Origin of the sequence: Spinactinospora alkalitolerans (genome assembly GCF_013408795.1) — a bacterium.
GTDB classification, from domain to species: Bacteria; Actinomycetota; Actinomycetes; order Streptosporangiales; family Streptosporangiaceae; genus Spinactinospora; species Spinactinospora alkalitolerans.
In genome coordinates this window covers 1,127,615-1,152,251 of the sequence record NZ_JACCCC010000001.1, presented here as the reverse complement: position 1 = coordinate 1,152,251, position 24,637 = coordinate 1,127,615, and the positions used below count along the sequence as shown (strand labels likewise).

The window sequence follows — 24,637 nt, the reverse complement described above, 5'->3', positions numbered from 1 at the left end:
GAAGGGATCCCCCGCATGCGTCTCCCCGCTCGACGCTTCGTCCAGGCGCTGATCAGCGTTCTCGCGGCCGGTCTGCTCACCCTGCTCGGGGCCGGCGCCGCCCACGCGTCCCTGCCGCCGCAGGAGCTGCGCGCCGTCACCGACGGCTACCTGTACGACATCTCGCTGGCCGACTTCTCCGCCACCCGCGCCCAGCAGCCGCACGCCGACCAGCTCGACTGGAGCTCCGACGCCTGCTCGTGGTCGCCCGACGAGCCGATCGGCTACTCCTTCACGAGCAGCTGCCACCGGCACGACTTCGGCTACCGCAACTACAAGCTGCAGGTCCGCTTCAACGAGACCACCCGGCTGCGGATCGACGACAACTTCCGCGACGACATGTACTCCGTCTGCGGCGGCGATTCCCTCTGCCGCGGAGTGGCCAACATCTACTACAGCGCGGTTCGCCGGTTCGGCGCCTCCAGTGCCAGCACCGCCGAGGCACTGAGCAGGGCCGACGCCCAGGACCGGGCCGAGGCCTACGTCGCCCAGCGCCGGGCCGGCTGAGCCGCCGAGCGGGCCGTGCGGCCTTGAGGGGCCGCGCGGCCCGCTCGCCCCGGTCCCACGGGTCCTACAGCTCGTCGCCGGGCACGCGCCGGTCGGACAGGAAGCGCTTGGTGAAGAACCGGATGTCGCTGTTGATCATCGCCACGTCCAGGTGGACGTCGACGCCCCGGCCGATGAAGAGCTTGGCGCCCGGGACGGGCGGCATGGCGTCGAGGCCGAAGTCGAAGCGGTCCAGCCTGGCCGAACCGGTGAAGCTCGCCAGCACGGCGTCACCGAAGGGGTAGGGGCGCTGGCCGAGGAAGCGCCCGGTCAGCGGCGTGTAGACCTTCACGCCCTTCACCGTCAGGTCCCCGTGGAAGACCCAGACGCCGCGGTCGGCCGTCGGCTCGGTGCGGTAGCCGTGCCAGTTCATCGTCGGGTGGCGCTCGACGTCCAGGAATTCCGGCGATCTCAGGTGGTTGTCGCGGCGCTGGATGCCGGTGTCGATGCTCGCGGTCTCGATCGTGACGTTGGCCGAGCTCTCCTCCACCTTCTCCCCGACCCAGACCACGCCCGAGACCTTGCCGAACCGGCCGCGGATGCGGACCAGCTCCTGCATGCCCGCTGTGAAGCCGATGGTCGAGTGCACCGGATCGATGTACCAGGTGTCGGCCTCCGGCAGCGCCGACGACCGGTCCCCCTCGCCCGCGACGCGCAGGCGGCCGTCGCCTCCTCCGTTGCCGTCCATCCCGCTCCCCCTCTGTGGTCGCATCCGGCTGCGTCCGATCAGCGCATGAAACTCATGGGTAACCGTAACCACAAACATGAACGGGATTCGGCGAACTCTCCTTTTTCAACACAGGGGTTCACGAAACAGATAAGGATCCGAAATCGGAGCGTAGCTCTCACTACCGGTTCATCTGCGCATGGCTACCGTGACTGACATTTCGGGCACCAGTACAGGGTCCGCCCGGCGAGCTCCTCCGCGCGCACCCCGGCGCCGCAGAGGCGGCACGGCTCACCGGTCCGGTAGGAGACGTAGAAGGAGTCCGAGCGCGGGACCGGCCGCAGGTCCGGATCGGGGCGGTGCTCGGGCCGGGTGGTGACGATCCGGCCGTCGCGCACGCCGTCCCGGAGCATCGCGGCCAGATCGGCCCACAGCATGCGCCACTCCGCCCTGGTGAGGTCGCGTCCGGCGCGGTGCGGCCCGATCCCCGCGCGAAACAGCGACTCCGCCCGGTAGATGTTGCCGACGCCCGCGATGACGTCCTGGCGCATCAGCAGCGCGGCGACCGTGCTCCTGGACCTGCTGACCACCGCCCACGCCCGTTCCGGGTCGGCGTCGGCGCGCAGCGGGTCGGGGCCGAGCCGGGCCCTGGCGGCGTCCTTGCCGTCCTCGGTCACGACCTCGCAGGCCGACGGCCCGCGCAGGTCGGCCCAGCCCTCGGCGCTGACGAGGCGGACCCGCACGGCGCCCGCGGGCGGCGGCGGCACGACGAAGCCGTCCTCGTCGAGGTCCAGTTCGCGCTCGCTCCCCGACCGCACCCGCGGCGCGCCGAGGCTCCGCTCGCCCGAGGCGTCGCCGAACGTCCACGCGCCGTACAGCCCCAGGTGGACCCGGAGCCAGCTCCCGGAGTCGAATCCCAGGAACAACTGCTTGCCGTGCGCGTCGGCCTCGGTCAGCGTGCGGCCGTCCAACCGGCGCGCGCCCTCGGCGAAGCGGCCCTGGGGGCTCGTCACGCGGAGCCTGCGGCCGGCGTAGGCCGCGCCGAAGTGGGCCGCCAGCCGATGCAGCGTATGGCCTTCGGGCACCGGCGCTCCCCTTCGCGTCGCTCCTCGATCGCGCCGGGGGCGGTCCCCGGCCGTCTCGCGCTCGCACTCTATCCGCGCCGGAGCACCCCCGATGCGAAGGGCCCGACGTGCCGATTCTCCCGCGCGACCGAGCAACACCCTTGACACCCAACAGAAACAGAAGTATTCAGATATAAATCAACAAGCAAACGGGCATCTCGGATCGGTTATGCGCGAAGAACGGCACCGTCCTCCACCCTGGTTCCCGCACGGCGGGACACCGAGGCCCCGGCCGCCTTCTTCCGCCGGAGTCCGCGCACGCGGTTCGCGGCTCCGTGCACGACCACCATGCGAGCGCGCCGCACCCGGCGGCGTCCGCGATCCGAAGCGATAAGGAGCACTGCCAGTGAGCGATCCGCATCTTCCCCTGATCACCGCCGAGTTCGTGCTCACCGACCTGTCCGCGGCCGACCGCGACGACGCCGCGCGGCAACTGGCGACGCCGCTGCACAAGGCGGACCGGGTCACCGACCTCGACGGCTTCCTCTCCGACGTGCGCGCCCGCGAGGCGCAGACGCCCACCGGCATGCCCGGCCGGGTCGGTCTGCCGCACGCGCGCTCCGCGCACGTCCGCACGCCCAGCCTCGCCGTGGGCATCGCCCCCGGCGGGGTGGACTACCAGGGCCCCGATGGCACCGCACGACTGATCTTCCTCATCGCCGCCCCCGAGGCCGGGAACGCCGACCACATGAAGATCCTCGCCGCACTCGCCCGCAGGCTCATCCACGCGGAATTCCGCGATTCGCTGGTCGACGCCCCCGACGCCCGCACCGTCGCCGACATCGTGAACCGAGAGGTGGCCGTGCCGTGAAATTCGTGGCGATCACCTCATGCCCCACCGGAATCGCACACACCTACATGGCCGCCGAGGCCCTGGAGCAGGCCGCCGGGGCCGAAGGCCATGAGATGCACGTCGAGACGCAGGGCGCGGCGGGTTCCCAGCCGCTGGACCCCGGAGTCATCGCCGCGGCCGACGCCGTGATCTACGCCGCGGACCTGGAGGTCCGCGACAAGGAGCGGTTCGCCGGCAAGCCGTTCGTGGACGTCGGTGTCAAGGCCCCGATCAGCGACGCCGCGGCCGTGCTCACCGCGGCGACCGAGGCGGCCGCACGGGGAGCGGCCGAGCCCGCGACCGCGCCGGCGGCCCCCGCAGGCGGCGCGGCACCCGCGCCCGCGACCAAGGTCACCTCGGGCGGCGGAACCGGCACCCGCGTCCGCCAGTGGCTGATGACCGGCGTCTCCTACATGATCCCGTTCGTCGCGGCCGGCGGCATCCTGATCGCCCTGGGCTTCATGGTCGGCGGCTACGAGATCGCGAGCGTCGAGCCCACCGCGGTCATCGACGAGTTCGACGCCACGTCGGCCTACAGTTGGGGCGCACTGCTGTTCCTCACCGGCGGAGCCGTGTTCGGCTTCCTGGTGCCGGTGCTCGCCGGGTTCATCGCCTTCGCGATCGCCGACCGGCCCGGTCTGGCGCCCGGGTTCCTGGGCGGCGCGGTGTCGCTGACGGTCGGCGCCGGCTTCCTCGGCGGCCTGGTCGCCGGCTTCATCGCCGGATTCGTCGCCCTGGGCCTGACCCGGACGCCGGTTCCCCCGGCGGTGCGCGGGATCATGCCGGTCGTGGTGACGCCACTGGTCGCGTCCTTCGTCACCGGCCTGACGATGTTCCTGGTCCTGGGCAAGCCGCTGAAGGCGCTCATGGACGGGCTGAGCGGCTGGCTGGGATCGCTGTCGGGCAGCAGCCTGGTCCTGCTCGGCGCGATCATCGGCTTGATGATGGCCGTCGACATGGGCGGTCCGGTCAACAAGGCCGCCTACACCTTCGCCACCGCCGGGCTGGCCACGGCCGGAGCCTCGGCCGACGGGAACGCGGTGGAGTTCACGGTCATGGCCGCGGCGATGGCGGCCGGCATGACTCCGCCGCTGGGCCTGGCGCTGGCCACGGTCGTGCGCAAGCGCCTGTTCACCCAGGCCGAGCAGCAGAACGGCAAGGCGGCCTGGATCCTCGGCGCCTCCTTCATCACCGAGGGCGCGATCCCGTTCGCCGCGGCCGATCCGCTGCGGGTCATTCCGGCGCTGATGGCGGGGTCCGCTGCCACCGGCGGGCTGGTGGCGGCGTTCGGAGTCACGCTGCGCGCGCCGCACGGCGGCATCTGGGTGACGCCGCTGATCGGCAACCCGCTGCTGTTCCTGCTCGCGATCGTGATCGGCACGGCGATCACCTGCCTGGCGGTGTGCGCGGTCAAGGGCATCGGCCGCCGCACCGAGGCCGTGCCGACCGCCGCCGAACCCGCGGCCTCCGCCGCGGCCTGACCGCCCGGCCCGCGGGAGGGCCCCGCCGCAGCGGACCACGGGCCGAGCGTCCACGACCTCGCCGGGACCCGGCGCGATCGTGTCCCGGCGAGGTCGTGCGCCGGGACACGCGGGGAGGTACGCGCAGGGGGGACGCGCGCCGACCGACGGGGCCGCCCACGTTGGTCGCCGCGCACCCGTACAGTTATGGGGCCTGTACCCCCATGACCCCCGATTTGGAAGAAAAGCGCCACCGATGACCGAGGTTCCCAAACCGCAGGAAGAGTGGAGCCGCACGCTCACGCTCGGCTACATCATGTTTCTCAGCCGCTGGCTGCAGGTCCCGCTGTACCTGGGCCTGATCGTGGCCCAGGCGGCCTACGTCTGGCTGTTCATGATCGAACTGTGGCATCTGGTCACCGAGACCACGATGGGCCACCTGGACGAGACCGATGTCATGTTGATCGTCCTCGGCCTGGTCGACGTCGTGATGATCGCGAATCTGCTGATCATGGTGATCGTCGGCGGTTACGAGACCTTCGTGTCGCGGATCAACCTCAAGGGCCATCCCGATCAGCCCGAATGGCTGAACCACGTCAACGCCAACATCCTCAAGGTCAAACTGGCCATGGCGATCATCGGCATCTCCTCGATCCACCTGCTCAAGACGTTCATCGACGCCGCCCGGATCGAGTCGGAGGCCATGATGTGGCAGACCATCATCCACCTGGCCTTCGTGGTCTCCGCCCTGGCCCTCGCCCTGATCGACCGCATCCTGTCCCCATCGATCAAAGCCAGGGCCGAGGCGATGGCGCACGATTCCGTCGATGCCCGCTACCATCGAGCTTGACCCTGCCGGGGTCAGACCCGCCGGTTCAGGCCCGACAAGGTCGGGATCGGCGAGGGTTCCATCGGCGCCGGCCGCTTCACGTGCCCTGGGGAGAATCGTCCCGATCGGGGCGCCGCCACCCCGGCAGCACGATGAGGACGCCGACCACCACCAGCACGCCCAGCGGGGCGAAGTACCACGGCGAGTCGCCGATGCGGGCGGCCGCCGCGTCGATCAGCGAGTCGTCACCGAGCTCGACCAGCAGGTTGGTCAACGTGGTGTGGGCGCTGAGGGGATCGCGGGCGGAGCCCGCGGCGTCGGTGAGGGCGATCCGCTGCCCGCTGTCGTCGGCCCTGCTCTCGCTGGTGACGGCGGCGGCGATCCGCCCGTCGGCGCTGACCGTGTAGACGATGACCGGCACGTCGCGCTCGCCCCGCACGAGTTCGGCGATGCTGCCGATGCCGGAGCGCCCGAACTCGTGCTCGTACTCCGCGGCGGCCGCGGGCAGCACCGCCACCCGCACCGGTTGCGGCAGGTGACCGAAGGCCCTGGTCAGTCGGGTCATCTCAGCACGGTCGATGTCGGTGCTGAGGCCGGGTGCCACGTGCAGCGGCCGCGTGGCCAGCGCCTCGGCGGCGCCGGAGATCACACCGCCGTTGATGAGTGCGGCCAGGGCGTCGATGCGCTGGATGAGCTCGTCGGGGCCGGCGGGACCGTGCAGCACGTTCATCACGGTGTCGGCGTCGGGGCCCTCGCTTCCCGATTCCAGGTGCAGCCGGAATCCCGTGCCCCGCCACAGGTAGACGACCGCGACGCCCTCGTCGCCCACCGGTTCGAGCAGCGCCTCGGCGATGGTCCGGGGATGGATCCGGACATCGGGGAGCACCGCGACGCGGACCTCGCTCAGGTCGCCGAACTCCCGATCGACGGCGTCGGCGTCGACCGCGAAGGCCTCGCCCACCGCGGGATGCACGTAGGGCTCGCCGCGCTGCGCGGCCGCACCGGCGTCGCGCACGGCCTCGACGGCTGCGTCGCCGCTGATCGTGGCGAGCTCGTCGGCCGAGGCCGCGCCGGCCCCTCCTGGAAACGCACCTCCCGTCAGCACGAGCGCGGCCATCGCCACCACCAGCACAGAGCGCAGTGCAGACCCCATGTGACCCCCCGGGTGACCCCATCCCCATATCACCGCAAAATCAGGCTAACCCGCAGTTAACTCCCGAAGCCACACCTACTCACAGGTAAGATTTCGCAGGTCAGAGCCTGGATCGACCGGAGTGGCCCCCTGCGTCCCATCGGGCTTGGCCGCTGCTTCGCGGGGCGAGACGGGAATCCCGGGGCCCGGATCCGCTGTGCCGCCGACGCTGCGCGCACCGCGGAAGCCGGCCCCTGCGCGAACCCGGTCGTCGAGGTCAGTCCTTCTGCAGCGTCCGCAGCGCCAGCCACAGCTCGGCGCGGTAGTCGGGGTCGTCGAGGTCGCCGGGCAGCAGCTCGCGGATCCGGGTGATCCGGTAGCGCAGGGTGTGCCGGTGGATCCCGAGCGACTCGGCCGCGGCGTCCCAGCGCCCGGCCGCGGCGAGGTAGCCGCGCAGGGACGCCACGAGGTCCTCGGCCGAGCGGTGTGCGAGCAGCGGCGCGAGCAGTTCCCCTGCGAGCCGGGCGCCCGACGGAGTGTCGACCAGGCCGAGGAAGCCGCCGGGCAGATCGCGGTGCCGGACGAGCGCCGCGCCGTCGCGGCGCGCGGCGTCGAGGGCGCGCTCGGCTTGAGCGCGGGCCGTCGGCAGATCGGCGTAGCCGGCCGGGTCGGCGGCGCCCACCGGTCCCCCGGTGATCCCGGCCAGGGCCGCACCGGGGTCGGCGCTCGCACTGCCCAGGACCACCGGGCGGCCGTCCAGTTCGGCGGTGAGGAAGCCGTCCACCGCGGGGTCGCCCGGCACCGCGGCCGCTCCGCCGCCCTCGGCCGCAGCCAGCACCACGGGCTCCGGCGGCAGCGCGGCGAGCAGCCGCGCAACGGACGGCGAGTCCAGTGCGACCGCGCCGGCCAGCAGCGCCTCCAGCAGGCCGCCCCGCACGCCCTCGCCGCGCGCCGGGACCGAGCGCTCCAGTTCCAGCGACAGCAGCGAGATCGCCGCGTTGACCAGGGTCCGCTCGTCGGGCCCCAGGCGGCGGCCGCCCCCGACGGCGAGGAAGCCGCAGACCCGGCCGCCCACGCCCAGCGGCTGCAGCGCGACGCTCTCCCCCGCGCTCGACACCGACGCGCTCGCCCGGTGCCGGGAGCCGCGCAGCCGCCGCACCTCCTCCGTCAGCGCCGCGGCCCTGGGTCCGGCCCCGGCGGGGAACGCGTGGCGCAGGGCTCCGTCGGGCGCCAGAAGCAGGACCCAGCCGCCGAGCTCGCCGCCGAGCCGGTCGACCACGGCCTCGGCGCCGTGCAGCGAGGCCTGGGTGAGCTGCCGCTGCGCGGCGAAGGCCCTGGTCAGCCCCTCGTACTCCGCCTTGGCCAGCAGGCGCGAGACCTCCTTGCCGATGGCGATGAACGGGGTGGGACCCGGCACCTCGATCAGCGGCAGGCCCAGTTCGGCCGCCGCGTCGACCAGGTCGGCCGGCACCTCGTCATGGCTGACGCCGCTGCCGAACCCGAGGCCGGCGACGTCGCGGGCGACGAGGCGGCGCACGTAGTCGTGCGCGGCCTCGGCCCCGTCCTGCCACCGGACGCCGGTGGTCAGCACCAGCTCCCCGCCCTCCAGGTAGGGCGTCGGATCGGTGAGTTCGCTGACGGCGACCCAGCGCACCCGGCGGTCGAGCGCGTCCCAGCCGGTGAGCAGCCGCAACCGGAGGCGGGGGGTGCGCAGGATCGCGCCGAGGGTGGGCGGCACGGCGGGCTCCTCGAAAAAGCAGCGGGGCCGGTTCCGGGAACCGCCGACCGGGTCCTGCGCGGCACCCCCCGAAAACCCGGCCAGAATGGCCAATTCGTCCCCATGATCTTATCCATCATGGAGATGAGCGCCCACCCGCCCCCGGCGTAGGGTCGAGGCCGATCACCAGGTCAGCACGCGTCCGCGGGACCTGACCGACGTAGGGAGGACAGGCCATGGCCAGCACCGCCGACGGAACCGGCACCGAGATCGCTCAGGAGCGCCGGATCGTCACCGAGATCCCCGGCCCGAAGTCGCGCGCGCTGCAGGAGCGCCGCCTCAAGGCCGTCGCCCAGGGCGTGGGCAGCAACCTGCCGGTCTACGTCGAGCGCGCAGGCGGCGGCATCGTCGAGGACATCGACGGCAACGCCCTCATCGACTTCGGCGCCGGCATCGCGGTGACCAACGTCGGCAACGCCGACCCGCGCGTGGTGGAGAGGGCCCAGGAGCAGTTGGCGCGGTTCACCCACACCTGCTTCATGGTCAACCCCTACGAGTCCTACGTCGAGGTCTGCGAGGCGCTCAACCGCGTCACGCCGGGCGACCACGAGAAGCGCTCCATCCTCCTCAACTCCGGCGCGGAGGCGGTGGAGAACGCGGTCAAGATCGCCCGCAGCGCGACCGGCCGCCAGTCCGTCGTCGTCTTCGACCACGCCTATCACGGCCGCACCAACCTCACCATGGCGCTGACCGCCAAGAACATGCCCTACAAGCACGGATTCGGGCCGTTCGCCGGCGAGGTCTACCGGATGCCGATGGCCTACCCGTTCCGCTGGGCGACCGGCGCCGACAACTGCGGCCCCGAGGCCGCGCGCCAGGTCATCGACCAGATCACCAAGCAGGTCGGCCCGGAGAACGTGGCCGCGGTGCTGATCGAGCCGATCCAGGGCGAGGGCGGCTTCATCGAGCCGGGCCCGGGCTTCCTGCCCGCCGTCGTGGAGTTCTGCCGCGCCAACGGCATCGTCTTCATCGCCGACGAGGTGCAGACCGGCTTCGCCCGCACCGGCGACATGTTCGCCTGCGAGCACGAGGGCATCGTCCCCGACCTGATCACCACCGCCAAGGGCATCGCCGGCGGTCTGCCGCTGGCCGCGGTCACCGGCCGCGCCGAGCTGATGGACGCCGTGCACGGCGGCGGCCTGGGCGGCACCTACGGCGGCAACCCGGCCGCATGCGCCGCGGCACTGGCCTCGCTGGAGGCCATCGAGTCCGGCGGGCTCGTCGAGCGCGCCCGCGCCGTCGGCGAGACGATGCTGGGCCGGCTGCACGCGCTGGCCGCCAAGCACGACATCATCGGCGACGTCCGCGGCCGCGGCGCCATGGTCGCCATCGAGCTGGTCAAGGGCGCCGGCGACACGACCCCCAACCCCGAGGCGCTGGCCCGCGTCGTCGCGCACTGCCACTCCCAGGGCCTCGTCCTGCTGACCGCCGGCACCTACGGCAACGTGATCCGGATGCTGCCGCCGCTGGTCATCGGCGACGACCTCCTCGACGAGGGGCTCTCCGTCATCGAGGAGGCGTTCGCCCGGCTGTGAGCCGCCCCTCGCCCGCGTGCCCGCGTCCCGCTCCGGGGCGCGGGCACGCGCCGTTGTTTGCGACGATAGAGGTGACCAGCGGTCGCGGGCGGACCCGAGGAGGAGGATTCCATGGTGCACGTGGCGGTCGTTCAGTTCGCTCCGGGCGAGGACAAGCGGGAGAACCTGGCCGCGGCGGACGAACTCGTGGGCGAGGCCGCGCGGCGGGGCGCGCGCGTGGCGGTGCTGCCCGAGTACGCGATGTTCACCGCGCCGCGCACCGATCGGCGCTTCGTCGAGGCCGCCGAGCCCCTGGACGGCGCGTTCGTCACGGGCCTGGCCGAGATCGCCGAGCGGTTCGGGATGCACGTGGTCGCCGGCGTGAACGAGGCGCTGGCCGAGGACACCCGCTTCTCCAACACCCTCGTGGCCGCGGGGCCCGACGGAGGGATCGCGGCGCTCTACCGCAAGCTGCACCTCTACGACGCGTTCGGGTTCACCGAGTCCGAGGTGGTGCGGGCCGGCGAGATCACCGACCCGCAGACGTTCAGCGTCGACGACGTCACGTTCGGCATGCAGACCTGCTATGACCTGCGCTTCCCCGAGGTCACCCGGCGGATCGCGGACGCGGGGGCCGATGTCGTGCTGCTGCCGGCCGAGTGGGTGCCCGGCCCGCTGAAGGAGGACCACTGGCGCACGCTGGTGCGCGCCCGCGCCATCGAGAACACCGTCTACGTCGCGGCGGCCGGGCAGAGCGCGCCGACGGGGTCGGGCAACAGCATGCTGGTGGACCCCATGGGGGTTGTGGTCACTTCGCTGGGGGAACAGGTGGGCGTCGCCGTCGGCGAGGTCTCGGGAAGGCGCGTCGCGGAGGTCCGGTCCAAAAACCCGGCACTGGAGCTGCGCCGCTTCACGGTGACCCCTAAGAGTTAACCGACATAACGGACATAGAGCTCAGTACGCGAAAGGCGAACTGGACATATTCACCTTCTCGCTACGTAGAGTCATTGTTGGTAAGCTCGGAGTGACAAAAATCGGCCTGAGCTATTCCGGTGTAGCACCGTTTCTGATTCAATAAAGAGCCGATAACTATTGGCCCGCCAGACTGTCCTAAACCACGGGGGGAGCAGGGACGTTGAGCGGTCTGAGCATGATGTGCGGTCCTGGCACATCCACCGCGAGTACAGCCGAGGACACCTACGTCTTCGATCCGGGGTCACTCACCACAGCGCAGGTCATGGGGGATGCCTGCGCAGTCTGCCACGCGAAATGGCCGCGGCCGCGCCGGCCGCTGGGCGAACTGCCCGATGGCACCGGGGTCTACGGGTGCGCCGAATGCGCGGGATTCGTGATGGCCCACAACGCGCGTGCGCTGGAGCACGCGCTCGCCGCCCACTGAGGGGGAACGGTGGAGCGGAGCGCTCCGGGTCTGGGGGGAGAGAGGACCCGGAGCGCTCCTTGTAGCGCGCCCGCTTCCGTGGGGGGAGGAGGGGAATGAGCGCGCCGTCCTGGTATGTCCGTGTGCGACCCACCGGCCTCGGCGAATGGAGCCGCCGGACGGACGAACCAGTTAACACAATACTCCGTGTAGCGACCGCACGACCTTAGGTATGCCAACTCTCCTGAAATATCAGGGGCCGTTCACCTGCGCCTCATCCCCCGCTCGTCTCGTCCGCGCTACCCGTTGGTCGGGAAGCCGAGGTTGACGCCGCCGTGGCTCGGGTCGAGCCAGCGGGCGGTGACGGCCTTGGTCCGGGTGTAGAAGTGCACGCCTTCGGTGCCGTGCGCGTGGGAGTCCCCGAACAGCGACTTCTTCCAGCCGCCGAAGGAGTAGTAGGCCATCGGCACCGGGATCGGCACGTTGACGCCGACCATGCCCACCTCGACCTCGTTCTGGAACCGGCGCGCGGCCCCGCCGTCGTTGGTGAAGATCGCGGTGCCGTTGCCGTAGGGGCTGCCGTTGACGACCTCCAGGGCCTCACCGTAGCCGCTCACCCGGAGCACCGACAGCACCGGGCCGAAGATCTCGTCACGGTAGCAGCTCATCTCCGGGGTCACGTGGTCCAGCAGGGACGGACCGAGCCAGAAGCCGTCAGAGGAGCCGCCGATCACCGGGTGGATCCGGCCGTCGACGGCCAGCGTCGCGCCGTCGCGGACGCCCGACTCCAGGTAGGACGCCACCTTGTCCCGGTGCGCGCCGGTGACCAGCGGCCCCATCTCGCTGCGCTCGTCATCGCCGGGACCGACGCGCAGCCGGGCGACCCGCTCCTTGATCTTGTCCACCAGCACGTCGGCGACGGGCTCCACGGCGACGATCGCGGAGATCGCCATGCAGCGCTCCCCCGCGGAGCCGAAGCCCGCCGACACCGCGGCGTCGGCCGCGAGGTCGAGGTCGGCGTCGGGCAGCACCACCATGTGGTTCTTGGCGCCGCCGAGCGCCTGGACCCGCTTGCCGTTCCTGGCGGCGGTCTCGTAGATGTACTGCGCGATCGGGGTGGAGCCGACGAAGCTGACCGCCTTGACGTCCTCGTGCTCCAGCAGCGCGTCGACCGCGGCCTTGTCGCCGTGGACCACGTTGAACACGCCGTCGGGCAGCCCCGCCTCGGCCCACAGCTCGGCGATGCGGACCGCCGCGGAGGGGTCCTTCTCGCTCGGCTTGAGCACGAAGGTGTTGCCGCACGCGATCGCGACCGGGAACATCCACATCGGCACCATGGCCGGGAAGTTGAACGGCGACACGGCGGTGACGACCCCGAGAGGCTGCAGGATCGAGTAGGCGTCGACCCTGGTCGAGACGTTCTCGGAGTAACCGCCCTTGAGCAGGTGCGGGATGCCGCAGGCGAACTCCACGACCTCCAGGCCCCTGGCGACCTCGCCGGCCGCGTCGGAGACGACCTTGCCGTGCTCGGCGCTGATGATGCGGGCCAGCTCGTCGCTGTGCCGGTGCATCAGCTCGCGGAACGCGAACAGGACCGCGGTGCGCTTGGACAGCGAGGTGTCCCGCCAGGCGGGGAAGGCCGCCCTGGCCGCGGCCACCGCCGCGTCGACCTCGGCGGCACCGGCGAAGTCGACCGTGCCGGTGACCTGGCCGGTGGCCGGATTGTAGATGTCACCGCGGCGGTCGGCGGCGCCCGCGTGGGGCTTGCCCCCGATCCAATGGGTCACGTGCTTGTCCATGGAATACGGCCCTTTCCTGGTTTCTGCTGGTGGCGGCCATGGTCTGCTGTGCGGCCTTGTGGTCGGCCGGCTTCAGTGCTGCTCGGCGGCCGCGTTCACCTCGGTGATCGCCTCGACGAGGATCGCCAGGCCCTCGCGGGCCTCCTCCTCGCCGAGGGTCAGCGGCGGGGCCATACGCAGCACGCTGCCGTGCAGCCCGCCCTTCCCGACGAGCAGTCCGCGCCGCCGGGTCCCTTCAAGGACCGCAGCGGCCAGCGCGGGGGCGGGCGCTCCGGTTCCGGGGTCGACCATGTCCACGGCGAACATCAACCCCTTGCCGCGCACGGCGCCGACCGCGGGCAGCGAGTCCGCGAGGGGGCGCAGGCCCTCCAGCAGGATCGGGCCGAGCCGGGCCGCGTTGGACTGCAGGTCGTGGTCGAGGACGTAGTCGAGAGTGGCGTTGGCCGCCGCCGTGGAGACCGGGTTGCCGCCGAAGGTAGCGACGCCGTTGGCGGTGAGCCCGTCCATCAGGTCGCCGCGGGCCACGACGCCGCCGATGGCGAACCCGTTGCCCAGGCCCTTCGCGAAGGTCATGGCGTCCGGGGTCACCCCGTGGTCGCCGATGCCCCAGAAGCTGGAACCGGTGCGTCCCCAGCCGGTCTGGACCTCGTCGGAGACGAACAGGATGCCGTGCTCGTCGAGAACCTCCTTGTAGGCGGCGAACAGCCCGTCCGGCGCCATGGCGAAGCCGCCGACGCCCTGCACCGGCTCGGCGATCAGGCAGGCGACGTCGGGGGCGGTCGCGGTGGCGAGCACGTCACGCAGGTCGGCCACGCACGCCTCGATGTAGGCGGTGTCGGACATGCCGCGAAACGCCGGCCGGTCGCGGTCGGTGCCGTGCAGGTAGTGCACGTTGAGCGGGGACAGGGCCGAGTTCTTCCAGCCCTTGTTGCCCGTGATGGCGATCGTCCCGTAGGAGCGGCCGTGGTAGCTGTTGCGCATGGCCAGCACCTGGTCGGAGCCGCGGGCGCAGGTGGCCAGCAGCAGCGCGGTCTCGTTGGCCTCGGTTCCGGAGTTGGTGAAGAACACCTTGGCATCGGGGATCCCGGAGAGCCGCGCGATCTTCTCGGCGAGTTCCACCTGGCCGCGCAGAAGGTAGAGGGTCGAGGTGTGGACCACGCCGCGGGCGATCTGGCGCTCCACGGCCTCGCGGACCTCGGCCACGTCGTAGCCGAGCATGTTGGTGACGATGCCGGCGAAGAAGTCCAGGTAGGTGCGGCCCTCGGCGTCGGTGACCCGGTTTCCCTTGCCACTGACGATCTCGATGGGCGCGTCGTAGTACAGGGCCAGCCACGAGGGCATGACGGCGCGATGGCGAGCAAGCAGATCGGACATGCCTTCAGTCTCATCGCCGAGCGGGGAGTCCGCCAGCGACAGGCTGTCGATTTCGTCATGGCTGTATTGACATCCTGTCAGGCGGGACCGTACATGCTGTAACGGACGACCGGGTGTTTGTCACGCCGAGTGATCGCCGTCGCGGTGCGCGACCAGAGCCCGCCCCTGCGACCAGCGGGGATTCCACCCTGTAAGCCTCCACCGTCGACGGACTGACATACCGCTGCCTACACTGGTCGTGTGCTGCCCTCCCTCGCCGACGTGCTCCGCCTGCCCGCCCTGCGACGCGCCAGGCCGCGGGTCATCGTGGGCGCCGAGTACCTCGACGTCGCCGTGCGCTGGGTGCACATAGCGGAGGTCCCCGACCTCGCCCACCTGCTGCGCGGCGGCGAGCTCGTGCTGACCACCGGCATCGCGATCCCCGACGACCCCGACGCGCTGCGCCGCTACGTCACCGACCTCGCGTCGGTGGGCGTCAGCGGCCTCGCCGTGGAGCTGGGGCGCAAGTACAGTTCAGCCCTGCCCGAGGCCCTGCTCACGGCGGCCCGCGAGGCGCGGATGCCGGTGATCTCACTGGCCAGGGAGGCCCGGTTCGTCGAGATCACCGAGGCCGTGCACAGCAGGGTGGTCAGCGAGCAACTGGAGGAGCTGCGCGAGTCCGAACGGCTGCACGAGGTGTTCACCGAACTGTCGGTGGAGGGCGCGCCCCCGCAGGAGGTGCTGCACGAGGCCGCCCAGCTCTCGGGCTGCCCGGTGGTGCTGGAGAACCTCACCCACCAGATGCTGGCCTGCGACCTCAACGGCGAGGACCCCGGCATTCTGCTGACCGCGTGGGAGAACCGCTCGCGCGCGGTGGTGACCCGGGCCCGCACCGCGCACGATCCGGCCACCGGCTGGCTGGTCACCATGGTCGGCGCGCGCGGGCAGGACTGGGGCCGGCTCATCCTGGTCTGCGGCGCCTCCCCCACGCCGCGCCAGACCATCCTCGTGGAGCGTGCGGCGACGACGCTGGCGCTGGGCCGGCTGCTGGAGCGCCACCAGGAGAGCCTGGAGCGCCAGACCCACCGCACGATCATCGCGGGCATCGTGGACCGGGCCTACTCCGAGCCGGAGGAGGCCCTGGTGCGCGCCCGCGCGGTGGGCGTGCCGCTGAACGGGCGCAACCTCATCGGCCTGGTGCTGCGCATGCGGGAGGCCGGCACCGGGCTGGCGATGCAGGCCCGGCTGGCCGACACCGCCGAGGGCGCCGCGCGCGCCTGCCGCGAACTGCGGCTGCCCGCGCTGGTCGGCTCACTCGACGACGTGCGAGTGGGCATCCTGCTGGCGCTGCCGGAGAAGGAGCCGCTCGACTCCGCCCTCACCCGGCTGGCCGAGCGGGTCCGCGCACGCGTCGGCGACGGATCGGTGATCGCGGTGGGCTCGCGCACCGAGGACATCCGCGAGGTGCGCCGCTCGTTCCTGGAGGCCCGCCAGGTCGGCGACGTCGCCGTGCGCCAGACCGACGACCGGCTGTACCACCGGCTGCCCGATCTGCACCTGCGCGGTCTGCTGCACCTGTTCCGCGACGACGAGCGGCTGCAGACCTACGTCGAGCGCGAACTGGGCCCACTGCTGGCCTACGACGCCCGGCACGACGGCGACCTGACCGAAATGCTGCGCTGCTACCTCAGCGCGGGCCGCAACAAGGCCCTGGCCGCGTCGCGGGCCCACCTGTCCCGCCCGGCCTTCTACGAACGGCTGCGCCGCGTCTCGCACGTACTGGGCGCGGACCTGGAGTCGGTGGAGACGTGCCTGTCGCTGCACGTCGCCCTGCTCTCCCTGGACTCGGTCCGCGACCGGCTCCGGGGATGAGAGTCCGCCCACCGCCGACGCCGCCCCCTGGAGTACTTTTGAATTCGTTGTCCGGGTCATGCCGAACAACCAATTCAGCAGCGGAGGAGCATGTGACAGACCAGCCGGAGACAGCGGTGACGCGGCGCAACGGCGGGAGCGGCATCGTTCTCGACCAGACCGCCAAGCGCATCATCGAACAGCTCCAGCAGGACGGGAGACGTTCCTACGCGGCCATAGGCAAGGCCGTCGGGCTCTCCGAGGCGGCCGTGCGCCAACGGGTGCAGCGCCTGCTGGAGGCCGGCGTGGTGCAGGTGGTCGGGGTGACCGACCCGATGATGCTCGGCTTCAGCCGCCAGGCCATGATCGGCGTCCGGTGCAGCGGCGGCCTGAACGCGGTGGCCGACGAGGTCGCCGACCTGGAGGGCATCGAGTACGTGGTGATCACCGCGGGCTCCTTCGACCTGCTGGTGGAGGTCGTGGCCGAGGACGACGACCAGTTGCTGGAGATCCTCAACCGGATCCGCGCGGTCCCCACGGTGACGGCCACCGAGAGCTTCCTCTACCTGAAGCTGCGCAAGCAGACCTACGCCTGGGGCACGCGCTGATCGGGCTTTGACCGCTGCGTTCGCGGAGCGAGGCGAGACCTTTCCGGGCATGGACATGCTGTGCCGCCGGTGGCTTGCGCGCACCGCGACAGCCACCCCCTTGCACGACCCCGACCGTCGGACATCAGTGGGCCCCGGTCGCGGCGCTCCGGTCCGCGTCCCGTCTCCGATTCCGACTCCGGCCCCATTGGGCGGCAAAGAAAAAACCGGGCAACGGTAAACCCCCCACGCACCAGGGGCGTCCTACCTCGTGGCAGCGGCCGTGCTTCGCCCCCGAGTGGCACGGCCGCTGCCGCTTCTCACGGCGGCGTCGGGCGTCGGGACGGCTCATCGGGCTTTGACCGCTGCGTTCGCGGAGCGAGGCGAGACCTTTCCGGGCATGGACATGCTGTGCCGCCGGTGGCTTGCGCGCACCGCGACAGCCACCCTCCCCTGCGCGAACCCCGTCGTCGAACACCGGTCAGGGCAGCACGGCCGCCGCCACCCCCGGGGCGTAGACCAGGATGAGGAACCGCACCGTCCGGGTCGCCATCGTGATCACCAGGAAGACCGGCAGCGGCATCCGCACGGTCCCGGCCAGCACCGAGACGACCATGAACGGCGGGATGCTGGCGAAGGAGCTGACCGCGACCAGCCCCGCGGCCCACACCGGCCGCCGCTGCGCCTTCTCCCGCCACCCCGCGGCCCGCTCGCTCCACTTCCCGGGCTTCTCGGCCCTGCGGCGCAGCCAGGGCACGTTCAGCACGCCGCGCCCCATGTAGTAGTAGGCGACCTTGCCGAGCGTCTGTCCGGCTCCGGCGGCCACCGCCATCCCCGTCACCAGGAGCACGCCGTCGCCCGCCAGGGCCGCCGCGCTCACCAGGTAGATCTCGATGTTGACGAACGGCAGCAGCGCCGAGGTCAGCCCGACCAGGAAGGCGAGCGCGGTCTGTGTCACATCGTCTCCCGCGGCCGGGGCGGCGGCCGTCGGAGACTACAGTTCGGCGGCGGCGAGCTGGCCGCAGGCACCGTCGATCTCCTGGCCCCGGGTGTCGCGGATGGTGACCGAGACCCCGTGCGCCTGAAGGCGGCGGACGAACTCCCGCTCGTCCTCCGGACGCGAGGCGGTCCACTTCGAGCCCGGCGTCGGGTTGAGCGGGATCAGGTTGACGTGCACCAGGTGGCCGGCGAGCAGCTCGCCGAGCATGTCGGCCCGCCACGCCTGGTCGTTGACGTCCTTGATCAGCGCGTACTCGATGGAGACGCGGCGGCCGGTCGTTCCGGCGTAGCGCCACGCGGCGTCGAGGACCTCGGCGACCTTCCAGCGGTTGTTCACCGGGACCAGTTCGTCGCGCAGCTCGTCGTCGGGGGCGTGCAGGGAGACCGCCAGCCGGACCTGGAGCCGTTCGGCGATGAGTTTGTCGATGGCCGGCACCAGCCCCACGGTGGAGACGGTGACCCCGCGCTGGGAGATGCCCAGCCCGCCGGGCACCGGATCGGTGATGCGCCGCACGGACTCCAGGACCTTCTTGTAGTTGGCCAGCGGCTCGCCCATGCCCATGAAGACGATGTTGCCGATGCGCCCCGGACCGCCGGCGACCTCGCCGCGGGCCAGGTCCCGGGCGACCGCGACGATCTGGTCCACGATCTCGCCCGTGGACAGGTTGCGGGTGAGCCCGTTCTGGCCGGTGGCGCAGAAGGGGCAGTTCATGCCGCAGCCGGCCTGCGAGGAGACGCACAGCGTGACGCGGTCGGGGTAGCGCATGAGCACCGACTCGAACAGCACCCCGTCGAACGCGCGCCACAGCGTCTTGCGGGTCATCCCGTTGTCGCAGGTGATGTGGCGGACGGGGGTGAGCAGCGTGGGCAGCAGCGCCTCGCCCAGCCGCTCGCGCGCCCCCGCCGGCAGGTCGGTCATGTTGGCGGTGTCGGATTCGAGGTGACCGAAGTAGTGCTGCGCGAGCTGCTTGGCGCGGAACGGCTTCTCGCCGAGCTCGGTGACGACGGTGCGGCGCTCGTCCGGGCTGAGGTCGGCGAGGTGCCGGGGCGGCTTGGCCCGGCGCGGGGCGGCAAAGGTGAGCTCGGCAGGCATGAATGGGTCCAGATCGCGGGAGGAATCGATTGAGGCGGCGGCAGAGCGGCGATTCACGGTAATTTAGGGCTCACTGCGACGTGAACGACATGATCGGCGGGTCTGCTGCGGTGCCGCCCGTACGGGCACTGACGCCCATACTATGCGGCGTCGGCGCGGTTCGCGTGCGGCGGCGACGAACGACGAGCGACGAGGAGTGCCGGTGACCGGAACACACATCCTCCTCGACCGGGCCAGTCCCTACCGCAGCCGCCGCGTCGTCGTGGAGTACGACTCCCGGACCACGGCCGCCTACCTGCTCGATCCGCGCGGCCAGGTGCGGGTGCCGGTGTGGCTGGCCAACCACGAGATGGCGCCGGAGACCAGCGATCCGGCCGGGCTGTACGCCGGGCACGCCCCGCTGATGCCGGCCGACCACACCAAGCATCCGCAGGGACGCTCGCGGCTCGATCCGGCCCGGCTGCGCGCGGTGTGGTTCGAGGAGGGCGACGGGGTGGCCCTCCTCGACGACGACGGTCTGCTGGCGATCATCCCGGGCTGGGCCGAGGCCGATCGGGGCCTGCCGGGCTACGCGCGCGAGGCGATCGGGCGCAGCCCCTACGCCTGGGCGCTGGACGACGTGGCCGCGCAGTTGTGGCCCCGCGTGGTGCACGCGGAGGCCTACTGGGAGTGGCGGGCCGCCCCCAACGCCTGGCGGAGCGTGCAGCGGACGGTGTTCAACCACCTGAACCGCACGGTGGGTCCGGCCGGGCACTACTGGGACGTCTCCGACGGCCACGATCCGCTGATCCGGGTCTCCGAGCGGCCGCCCACGCCGGACCGGCCCTACACCGTGCTCAGCACGGTGGGCATGAGCGGGCAGCGCATGCCCACGCTGGACCGCTACATGGCCGACACCTCCGCTCACGCCCGCATCGAGCTGGCGCTGGCGACGACCACGCCCGCGCACGTGGCGGCGCGGATCTTCCGGTGGCTGGGCACCTTCCCCTGGCGGGCGGTCACCTGGTTCGGCAACGGGCACAGCGTGAAGTGGATGGACGGTCCTGAGGACTCCCCGCTGCGCGGCGGCAACACCGCCGTCCTGCTGGTCGCCGATCCCGCTCCCCTGGCCGGTGCGGGCTCGGCTCCCCCGGTGGACGTCTCGGGGCTGACCTTCCACGGCGACCCGGTGAACTGGCTGTGGATCGTCCCCATCACCCGTCCCGAGCACCTCTTCGCCAAGGAGCACGACGCCGCCACCCTGATCGCCAAGCTCGCCGCCGAGGGCCGGAGCTGGGTGCTGGAGTGAGGTCTCTCCACCTCCCGCCAGTCTTGGCCTCGGGTTTCAACCTCAGCCCCAGGGGGTCGTGAAGGCCCGCCCCAGGAGGGATGGCGTGCGGGTGGGCGATGCTCTCGCGTGGCCGAAGGCCCGTGGACGCAAAATCGCCCTCCCGCGCGCGAAGCGCACGCCGACGCCGTGGACGCGGGACGGCACCCTGGTTTCGGCCCGGCGCCCAAGGGCGGCGGTGTGCGTTCAGTCTTTGGGTTGGGGTTCAACCCCCTGTGGCCGGTGTTTCACGCCCTCGGTGGCCGAGGCGAGCGGGCACGGCGGCCCGCCGCCGTGGGCGCGCGCCGAAACCCCGGTCGCGTCCCGGCACACGAGGTGGCGGCGTGGGCGGCGCGGCGCCGGTGCGATCCCTTGAGGGGCCTTCGGCCACGCGAGAGGATCACCCGGTCACCGCGGATCCCACCTTCGGCCGAGGCTTCACGACCCCCTGGGGCCGGGGGCGGCGTGCACCATCACCCGGCCACCGCGAATCCCACCTTCGGCCGAGGTCGAAAACCTCCGGCGGCTGAGGTCAAAGCTCAAGACCAAGATCGGCGAAAGCGACGACAATAACCGGTTGACCTCCGGACCCCGGTCGCGCACTCTTGTCCGCGTGATCGATCCAGTCCCCTCCCGGCCGTGCGAGGGGACATGACGATCCCCGCCGAAGGCGTCTCCGTCACCGCACCGCTGCGCCGCGCGCCCTTCCGGGCGCTGCTGGCCGGGCGCCTGCTCATGTACGTCGGCAACAGCGTGGCCTCGATCGCGCTGGCCTTCGCCGTCCTTGACGCCACCGGTTCGGTGGTGCACCTCGGCCTCGTCGTCGGCGTCCGCTCGCTGGCCAACGTCGCGCTGCTGCTGCTCGGCGGCGTGCTCGCCGACCGGCTCCCGAGATCGCTGATGCTGCAGGGCGCCTGCGCGCTCGCCGCGCTCTCCCAGGGCGGGATCGCGGCCGCGGTCCTGCTCGACTCCGCCTCCCTGCCGCTGCTGCTGGTGCTCAGCCTGGTCAACGGCGCCGCAGCGGCGGCGGGCCTGCCGGCCGTCCTGGCGCTGACCCCGCAGACCGTGCCCGCAGCGATCCTGCGCCAGGCCAACGCGCTGGCCCGCATCAGCAGCCAGTTGGGCATCACGGTGGGGATGTCCCTCGGCGGCGTGCTCTCCGGCCTGATCGGACCGGGGTGGGCGCTGGCCGGCAACGCCGCGCTGTTCGCCGCCGCGGCGCCGTGCTTCGCCCTCGTGCGGGTACCGGCGGCTCCGGTCGGGGAGCGCGCCAACGTGCTGCGCGACCTGCTCGACGGGTGGACCGAGTTCACCGCCCGCCCCTGGGTGTGGATCGTGGTGGCGCAGTTCACGGTGGTGAACGCGGTGCTCTCCGGCGGCGTCGTCGTACTCGGCCCCGCGGTCGCCGACACCGCCTTCGGGCGCGAGGCGTGGGGGGTGATCCTCGGCCTGCAGGCCGTGGGCGCCCTGCTCGGCGGCCTGCTGGCCGCGCGCTGGCAGCCGAGACGCGCGCTGTGCTTCGGGGTGGCGCTGATGCTGCTGGAGGCGCTGCCGCTGGTCGCGCTGGCCGAGGCGCCGCACGTTCCGCTGCTGCTGCCGCTGATGTTCTTCGTCGGCATGGCCACCGAGCAGTTCGGGGTGGCCTGGGAGGTCTCCGTCCAGCAGAACATCGCGCCCGAAAAGCTGGCCAGGGTCTACTCCTACGACGCGCTGGGCTCCTTCATCGCGCTGCCCGTCGGCGAAATGGCGGTCGGCCCGATCGCCGAGCGGTTCGGTACCGGCCCGACCCTGCTCGGCGCCGCGGCCCTCCTCGTCGCCGCCACGCTCGCGGCCCTGAGCAGCCGGGAGGTGCGCACCCTGACCCGCAGGTGAGGTCCGTCGCCCGCGGCGCTAGCCGGCCGCGGGGACGAGGAGGGTCAGCACGACCCAGGCGACCGGGCCCGCGACGAGGAGGGAGTCGACCCGGTCGAGCAGGCCGCCGTGGCCGGGCATGAAGTTGCCCATGTCCTTGATTCCGAGGTCCCGCTTGATGAGGGACTCGATCAGGTCGCCGACGGTCGCGGCCAGCACGACCCCGATGCCGAGTACGAGGCCGGCCCAGATCGGGCCGTCCAGCATCAGCCACACGGTGAGGGCGCCGGCGATCATGCAGCCGGCGACGGAGCCGACGAAGCCCTCCCAGGTCTTGTTGGGGCTGATGGTCGGCGCCATCTTGTGCCGCCCCGCGGTGATCCCGGCGAAGTAGCCGCCGATGTCACTGCTGATCGTCACGATGATGAACGCGATGATCCGTTCCTGGCCGTCACCCGGCGCTGCGAGCAGAAGCAGCCACGTGCCCAGCAGGAACGGCAGGTAGGCCAGCGTGAACATGTTCGCGCCGACGTCGCGCACGTAGCCGTCGGCGCCGCCCCGCAGCCGCCACGACAGGGTGACCACCGTGGTGACGGCCAGCGCGCCGACCAGCCAGAGCGCACCGCCGAAGTAGGCCGCGACCTGCATCGCCAGGCCCCCCGCGATGAGGGGCGGCAGGGCGAGCCCGATGCCGCGCGAGGCGAACGCCCGGTTCAGCTCCCGCAGCCCGAGCAGCACGGCCGCCGCGGCGATCGCGACGAACGCCGCGGGGAACGGGTAGATGGAGAGCAGGACGAGCGCGCCGAGGGCCACGCCCGACCCCACCGCGAGCGGGAGGTTGCGGCCTGTCCGGATCGGCTCGCCTCCTCGCTTGCGGAACGTGAAGCGCGACTTCTTCTCTCCGGTCATGGGACGCTCGGCTCCGTCCGCTGCGGAGCCATCCGGGGATGGCTCTCCAGGCGTTTCCGGGGAAGCACCGGCGAGTTCCGTGGAAAGCGGTCCGCTGCCGTCTCCCCCGGCGGAGGCGGACTCGTTGGAGACTGACACTAGACCTCGAGCAGTTCGGCTTCCTTGTGCTTGAGCAGCTCGTCGATCTCCGCGACGTACTTGTGGGTGAGCTCGTCGAGCTCGTCCTGCGCGCGGTGCCCCTCGTCCTCGCCGATGTCACCGCCCTTCACGGCCTTGTCCAGGGCGTCCTTGGCGTGCCGGCGCACGTTGCGGATCGAGACCTTGCCGTCCTCGGCCTTGCTGCGCACGACCTTGATGTACTCCCTGCGGCGCTCCTCCGACAGGTCGGGGAAGACCACCCGGATCAGGTTGCCGTCGTTGGCCGGGTTGACGCCGAGGTCGCTCTCGCGGATCGCCTTCTCGATGGCCTGCAGCGACCCCTTGTCGAAGGGCGAGACGACCACCATGCGGGGCTCGGGCACCTGGAACGACGCGAGCTGGTTGATGGGCGTCTGAGTGCCGTAGTACTCGGCCGTGATGCGGCTGAACGTCGCCGGGCCGGGACGACCGGTCCGGATCGAGGCGAAGTCCTCCTTGGCGACCCCGACGGCCTTCTCCATTTTCTCCTCGGCCTCGAGGAGGGTCTCTTCGATCATTTCCGGGCTCCCGTGGATCGCTGTTGGCGTCGGTGTGTGATCTGGCGCGGACTCAGGCGTCCGCGGGGCACACGATCGTGCCGATCTTCTCGCCCCGGACGGCACGGACGATGTTGCCCTGCCCCATGAGGTCGAAGACGACGATCGGCAGACCGTTGTCCATGCACAGGCTCACCGCCGTGGCGTCCATGACCTTCAGGCCGCGGGTGAGCACTTCGTTGTAGTTGAGCCGGTCGAACTTGACCGCGCCGGGATTGCGGTGCGGGTCGGCGTCGTAGACGCCGTCGACCTGCGTGCCCTTGAGGACCGCCTGCGCGCCGATCTCCAGCGCTCGCTGAGCGGCCGTGGTGTCGGTGGAGAAGAAGGGGGCCCCGAGGCCGGCGCCGAAGATGACGACGCGGCCCTTCTCCAGGTGGCGGACCGCGCGGCGGGGAATGTAGGCCTCGGCCACCTGGCTCATGTGGATGGCGGTCTGCACGCGGGTCTCCACGCCGAGCCGCTCCAGGAAGTCCTGCAGCGCGAGGCAGTTGATCACGGTGCCGAGCATGCCCATGTAGTCGGCGCGGCCGCGCTCCATGCCGCGCTCCGACATCGGCGCTCCGCGGAACATGTTGCCCCCGCCGACCACCACGGCGACCTCGCTGCCCTCCGATACGGCCGAGGCAATGGCCTCGGCCACGTACTGGACGACACCGGGATCGATGCCCAGTTGCTCACCGCCCGCGAACGCCTCGCCCGAAAGCTTCAGCACGACGCGGTGCCAACCCGTGTCGTGCATGGGTTTCCCGTCCACGGTGCTGTGTTCTTCGATCTCCGGCACGGCGGTCGGCCTCCTTCTTGGTTCCCCCGAGTGGTGCTGCTGCGCGAAATCGCCCGGATCACGGGGGATCGCGGGG

At 71.6% G+C, this 24,637-nt stretch carries 22 protein-coding genes; 11 read left to right on the top strand and 11 right to left on the bottom strand.

Annotated elements, in window-relative coordinates:
* Positions 1 to 15 precede the first annotated feature (15 nt).
* Complete coding sequence (locus HDA32_RS05335; RefSeq protein WP_179642134.1) at positions 16 to 546, top strand: phospholipase; 531 nt, start codon at positions 16 to 18, stop codon at positions 544 to 546.
* Positions 547 to 610: 64 nt separating this feature from the next.
* On the opposite strand, the gene HDA32_RS05330 is transcribed toward HDA32_RS05335, so the two are convergent.
* Entirely contained in the window at positions 611 to 1,273 is a 663-nt protein-coding gene (locus HDA32_RS05330; RefSeq protein ID WP_179642133.1) for a YceI family protein, read from the bottom strand.
* Between the two features lie 182 nt (positions 1,274 to 1,455).
* Positions 1,456 to 2,337, bottom strand: coding sequence for an Fpg/Nei family DNA glycosylase (locus HDA32_RS05325; RefSeq protein WP_179642132.1), 882 nt, complete (start codon positions 2,335 to 2,337; stop codon positions 1,456 to 1,458).
* A 385-nt stretch (positions 2,338 to 2,722) separates the two neighbouring features.
* Here HDA32_RS05325 and HDA32_RS05320 point away from each other — a divergent pair, with 385 nt between their 5' ends.
* The 3 genes from HDA32_RS05320 to HDA32_RS05310 all read left to right on the top strand — a co-directional run bounded on the left by HDA32_RS05320 (position 2,723) and on the right by HDA32_RS05310 (position 5,518).
* A complete protein-coding gene (locus tag HDA32_RS05320) occupies positions 2,723 to 3,187 on the top strand; it encodes a PTS sugar transporter subunit IIA (RefSeq protein WP_179642131.1) in 465 nt (154 codons plus the stop codon).
* Positions 3,184 to 4,689: a PTS fructose transporter subunit IIC gene (locus HDA32_RS05315; protein ID WP_179642130.1), complete on the top strand. Its 1,506-nt coding sequence runs from the start codon at positions 3,184 to 3,186 to the stop codon at positions 4,687 to 4,689. The genes HDA32_RS05320 and HDA32_RS05315 overlap by 4 nt, the downstream gene beginning before the upstream one ends.
* Before the next feature lie 235 nt (positions 4,690 to 4,924).
* Entirely contained in the window at positions 4,925 to 5,518 is a 594-nt protein-coding gene (locus HDA32_RS05310) for a TIGR00645 family protein (RefSeq protein WP_179642129.1), read from the top strand.
* Between the two features lie 76 nt (positions 5,519 to 5,594).
* Here HDA32_RS05310 and HDA32_RS05305 read toward each other — a convergent pair whose 3' ends face one another.
* Together HDA32_RS05305 and HDA32_RS05300 are read right to left on the bottom strand one after the other, a co-directional pair.
* Positions 5,595 to 6,650, bottom strand: a complete 1,056-nt coding sequence (locus HDA32_RS05305; RefSeq protein WP_179642128.1) for a hypothetical protein — start codon at positions 6,648 to 6,650, stop codon at positions 5,595 to 5,597.
* 256 nt (positions 6,651 to 6,906) lie between these two features.
* Entirely contained in the window at positions 6,907 to 8,367 is a 1,461-nt protein-coding gene (locus HDA32_RS05300) for a PucR family transcriptional regulator (RefSeq protein WP_179642127.1), read from the bottom strand.
* A gap of 215 nt (positions 8,368 to 8,582) precedes the next feature.
* Here HDA32_RS05300 and gabT point away from each other — a divergent pair, with 215 nt between their 5' ends.
* From gabT to HDA32_RS05285, 3 genes are all read left to right on the top strand, one after another.
* The gene (gabT, locus tag HDA32_RS05295; protein ID WP_179642126.1) at positions 8,583 to 9,941 is read left to right on the top strand and encodes a 4-aminobutyrate--2-oxoglutarate transaminase; all 1,359 of its coding nucleotides are present in this window, start codon (positions 8,583 to 8,585) and stop codon (positions 9,939 to 9,941) included.
* Positions 9,942 to 10,052: 111 nt separating this feature from the next.
* Positions 10,053 to 10,853 (top strand): carbon-nitrogen hydrolase family protein, encoded by an 801-nt coding sequence (locus HDA32_RS05290; RefSeq protein ID WP_179642125.1) that lies wholly within the window; start codon positions 10,053 to 10,055, stop codon positions 10,851 to 10,853.
* A 217-nt stretch (positions 10,854 to 11,070) separates the two neighbouring features.
* Entirely contained in the window at positions 11,071 to 11,319 is a 249-nt protein-coding gene (locus tag HDA32_RS05285) for a hypothetical protein (RefSeq protein WP_376767015.1), read from the top strand.
* Positions 11,320 to 11,597: 278 nt separating this feature from the next.
* Here HDA32_RS05285 and HDA32_RS05280 read toward each other — a convergent pair whose 3' ends face one another.
* Positions 11,598 to 13,097: a CoA-acylating methylmalonate-semialdehyde dehydrogenase gene (locus tag HDA32_RS05280; RefSeq protein WP_179642124.1), complete on the bottom strand. Its 1,500-nt coding sequence runs from the start codon at positions 13,095 to 13,097 to the stop codon at positions 11,598 to 11,600.
* A 72-nt stretch (positions 13,098 to 13,169) separates the two neighbouring features.
* Positions 13,170 to 14,471: an aspartate aminotransferase family protein gene (locus HDA32_RS05275; protein ID WP_179642123.1), complete on the bottom strand. Its 1,302-nt coding sequence runs from the start codon at positions 14,469 to 14,471 to the stop codon at positions 13,170 to 13,172.
* Between the two features lie 240 nt (positions 14,472 to 14,711).
* On the opposite strand from HDA32_RS05275, the gene HDA32_RS05270 reads away from it, so the two are divergent.
* Positions 14,712 to 16,322: a PucR family transcriptional regulator gene (locus HDA32_RS05270; protein ID WP_179642122.1), complete on the top strand. Its 1,611-nt coding sequence runs from the start codon at positions 14,712 to 14,714 to the stop codon at positions 16,320 to 16,322.
* 92 nt (positions 16,323 to 16,414) lie between these two features.
* Positions 16,415 to 16,909: an Lrp/AsnC family transcriptional regulator gene (locus HDA32_RS05265; RefSeq protein ID WP_312863047.1), complete on the top strand. Its 495-nt coding sequence runs from the start codon at positions 16,415 to 16,417 to the stop codon at positions 16,907 to 16,909.
* 460 nt (positions 16,910 to 17,369) lie between these two features.
* Here the strand turns inward: HDA32_RS05265 and HDA32_RS05260 are convergent, their stop codons facing one another.
* Both HDA32_RS05260 and rlmN read right to left on the bottom strand, forming a co-directional pair.
* A complete protein-coding gene (locus tag HDA32_RS05260) occupies positions 17,370 to 17,846 on the bottom strand; it encodes a VTT domain-containing protein (RefSeq protein WP_179642120.1) in 477 nt (158 codons plus the stop codon).
* A 36-nt stretch (positions 17,847 to 17,882) separates the two neighbouring features.
* Entirely contained in the window at positions 17,883 to 18,980 is a 1,098-nt protein-coding gene (rlmN, locus tag HDA32_RS05255) for a dual-specificity RNA methyltransferase RlmN (protein WP_179642119.1), read from the bottom strand.
* A gap of 202 nt (positions 18,981 to 19,182) precedes the next feature.
* Here rlmN and HDA32_RS05250 point away from each other — a divergent pair, with 202 nt between their 5' ends.
* Both HDA32_RS05250 and HDA32_RS05245 read left to right on the top strand, forming a co-directional pair.
* Entirely contained in the window at positions 19,183 to 20,268 is a 1,086-nt protein-coding gene (locus HDA32_RS05250) for a suppressor of fused domain protein (protein ID WP_179642118.1), read from the top strand.
* Between the two features lie 669 nt (positions 20,269 to 20,937).
* Positions 20,938 to 22,158: an MFS transporter gene (locus HDA32_RS05245; protein ID WP_179642117.1), complete on the top strand. Its 1,221-nt coding sequence runs from the start codon at positions 20,938 to 20,940 to the stop codon at positions 22,156 to 22,158.
* Between the two features lie 18 nt (positions 22,159 to 22,176).
* On the opposite strand, the gene HDA32_RS05240 is transcribed toward HDA32_RS05245, so the two are convergent.
* The 3 genes from HDA32_RS05240 to pyrH all read right to left on the bottom strand — a co-directional run bounded on the left by HDA32_RS05240 (position 22,177) and on the right by pyrH (position 24,519).
* Positions 22,177 to 23,046, bottom strand: a complete 870-nt coding sequence (locus tag HDA32_RS05240; RefSeq protein ID WP_179642116.1) for a phosphatidate cytidylyltransferase — start codon at positions 23,044 to 23,046, stop codon at positions 22,177 to 22,179.
* A gap of 137 nt (positions 23,047 to 23,183) precedes the next feature.
* Positions 23,184 to 23,741 (bottom strand): ribosome recycling factor, encoded by a 558-nt coding sequence (gene frr, locus HDA32_RS05235; protein ID WP_179642115.1) that lies wholly within the window; start codon positions 23,739 to 23,741, stop codon positions 23,184 to 23,186.
* A gap of 52 nt (positions 23,742 to 23,793) precedes the next feature.
* Positions 23,794 to 24,519 carry a UMP kinase gene (gene pyrH, locus HDA32_RS05230; RefSeq protein ID WP_179646481.1) on the bottom strand — a complete coding sequence of 242 codons (726 nt, stop codon included), beginning with the start codon at positions 24,517 to 24,519 and terminating at the stop codon, positions 23,794 to 23,796.
* Positions 24,520 to 24,637 lie beyond the last annotated feature (118 nt).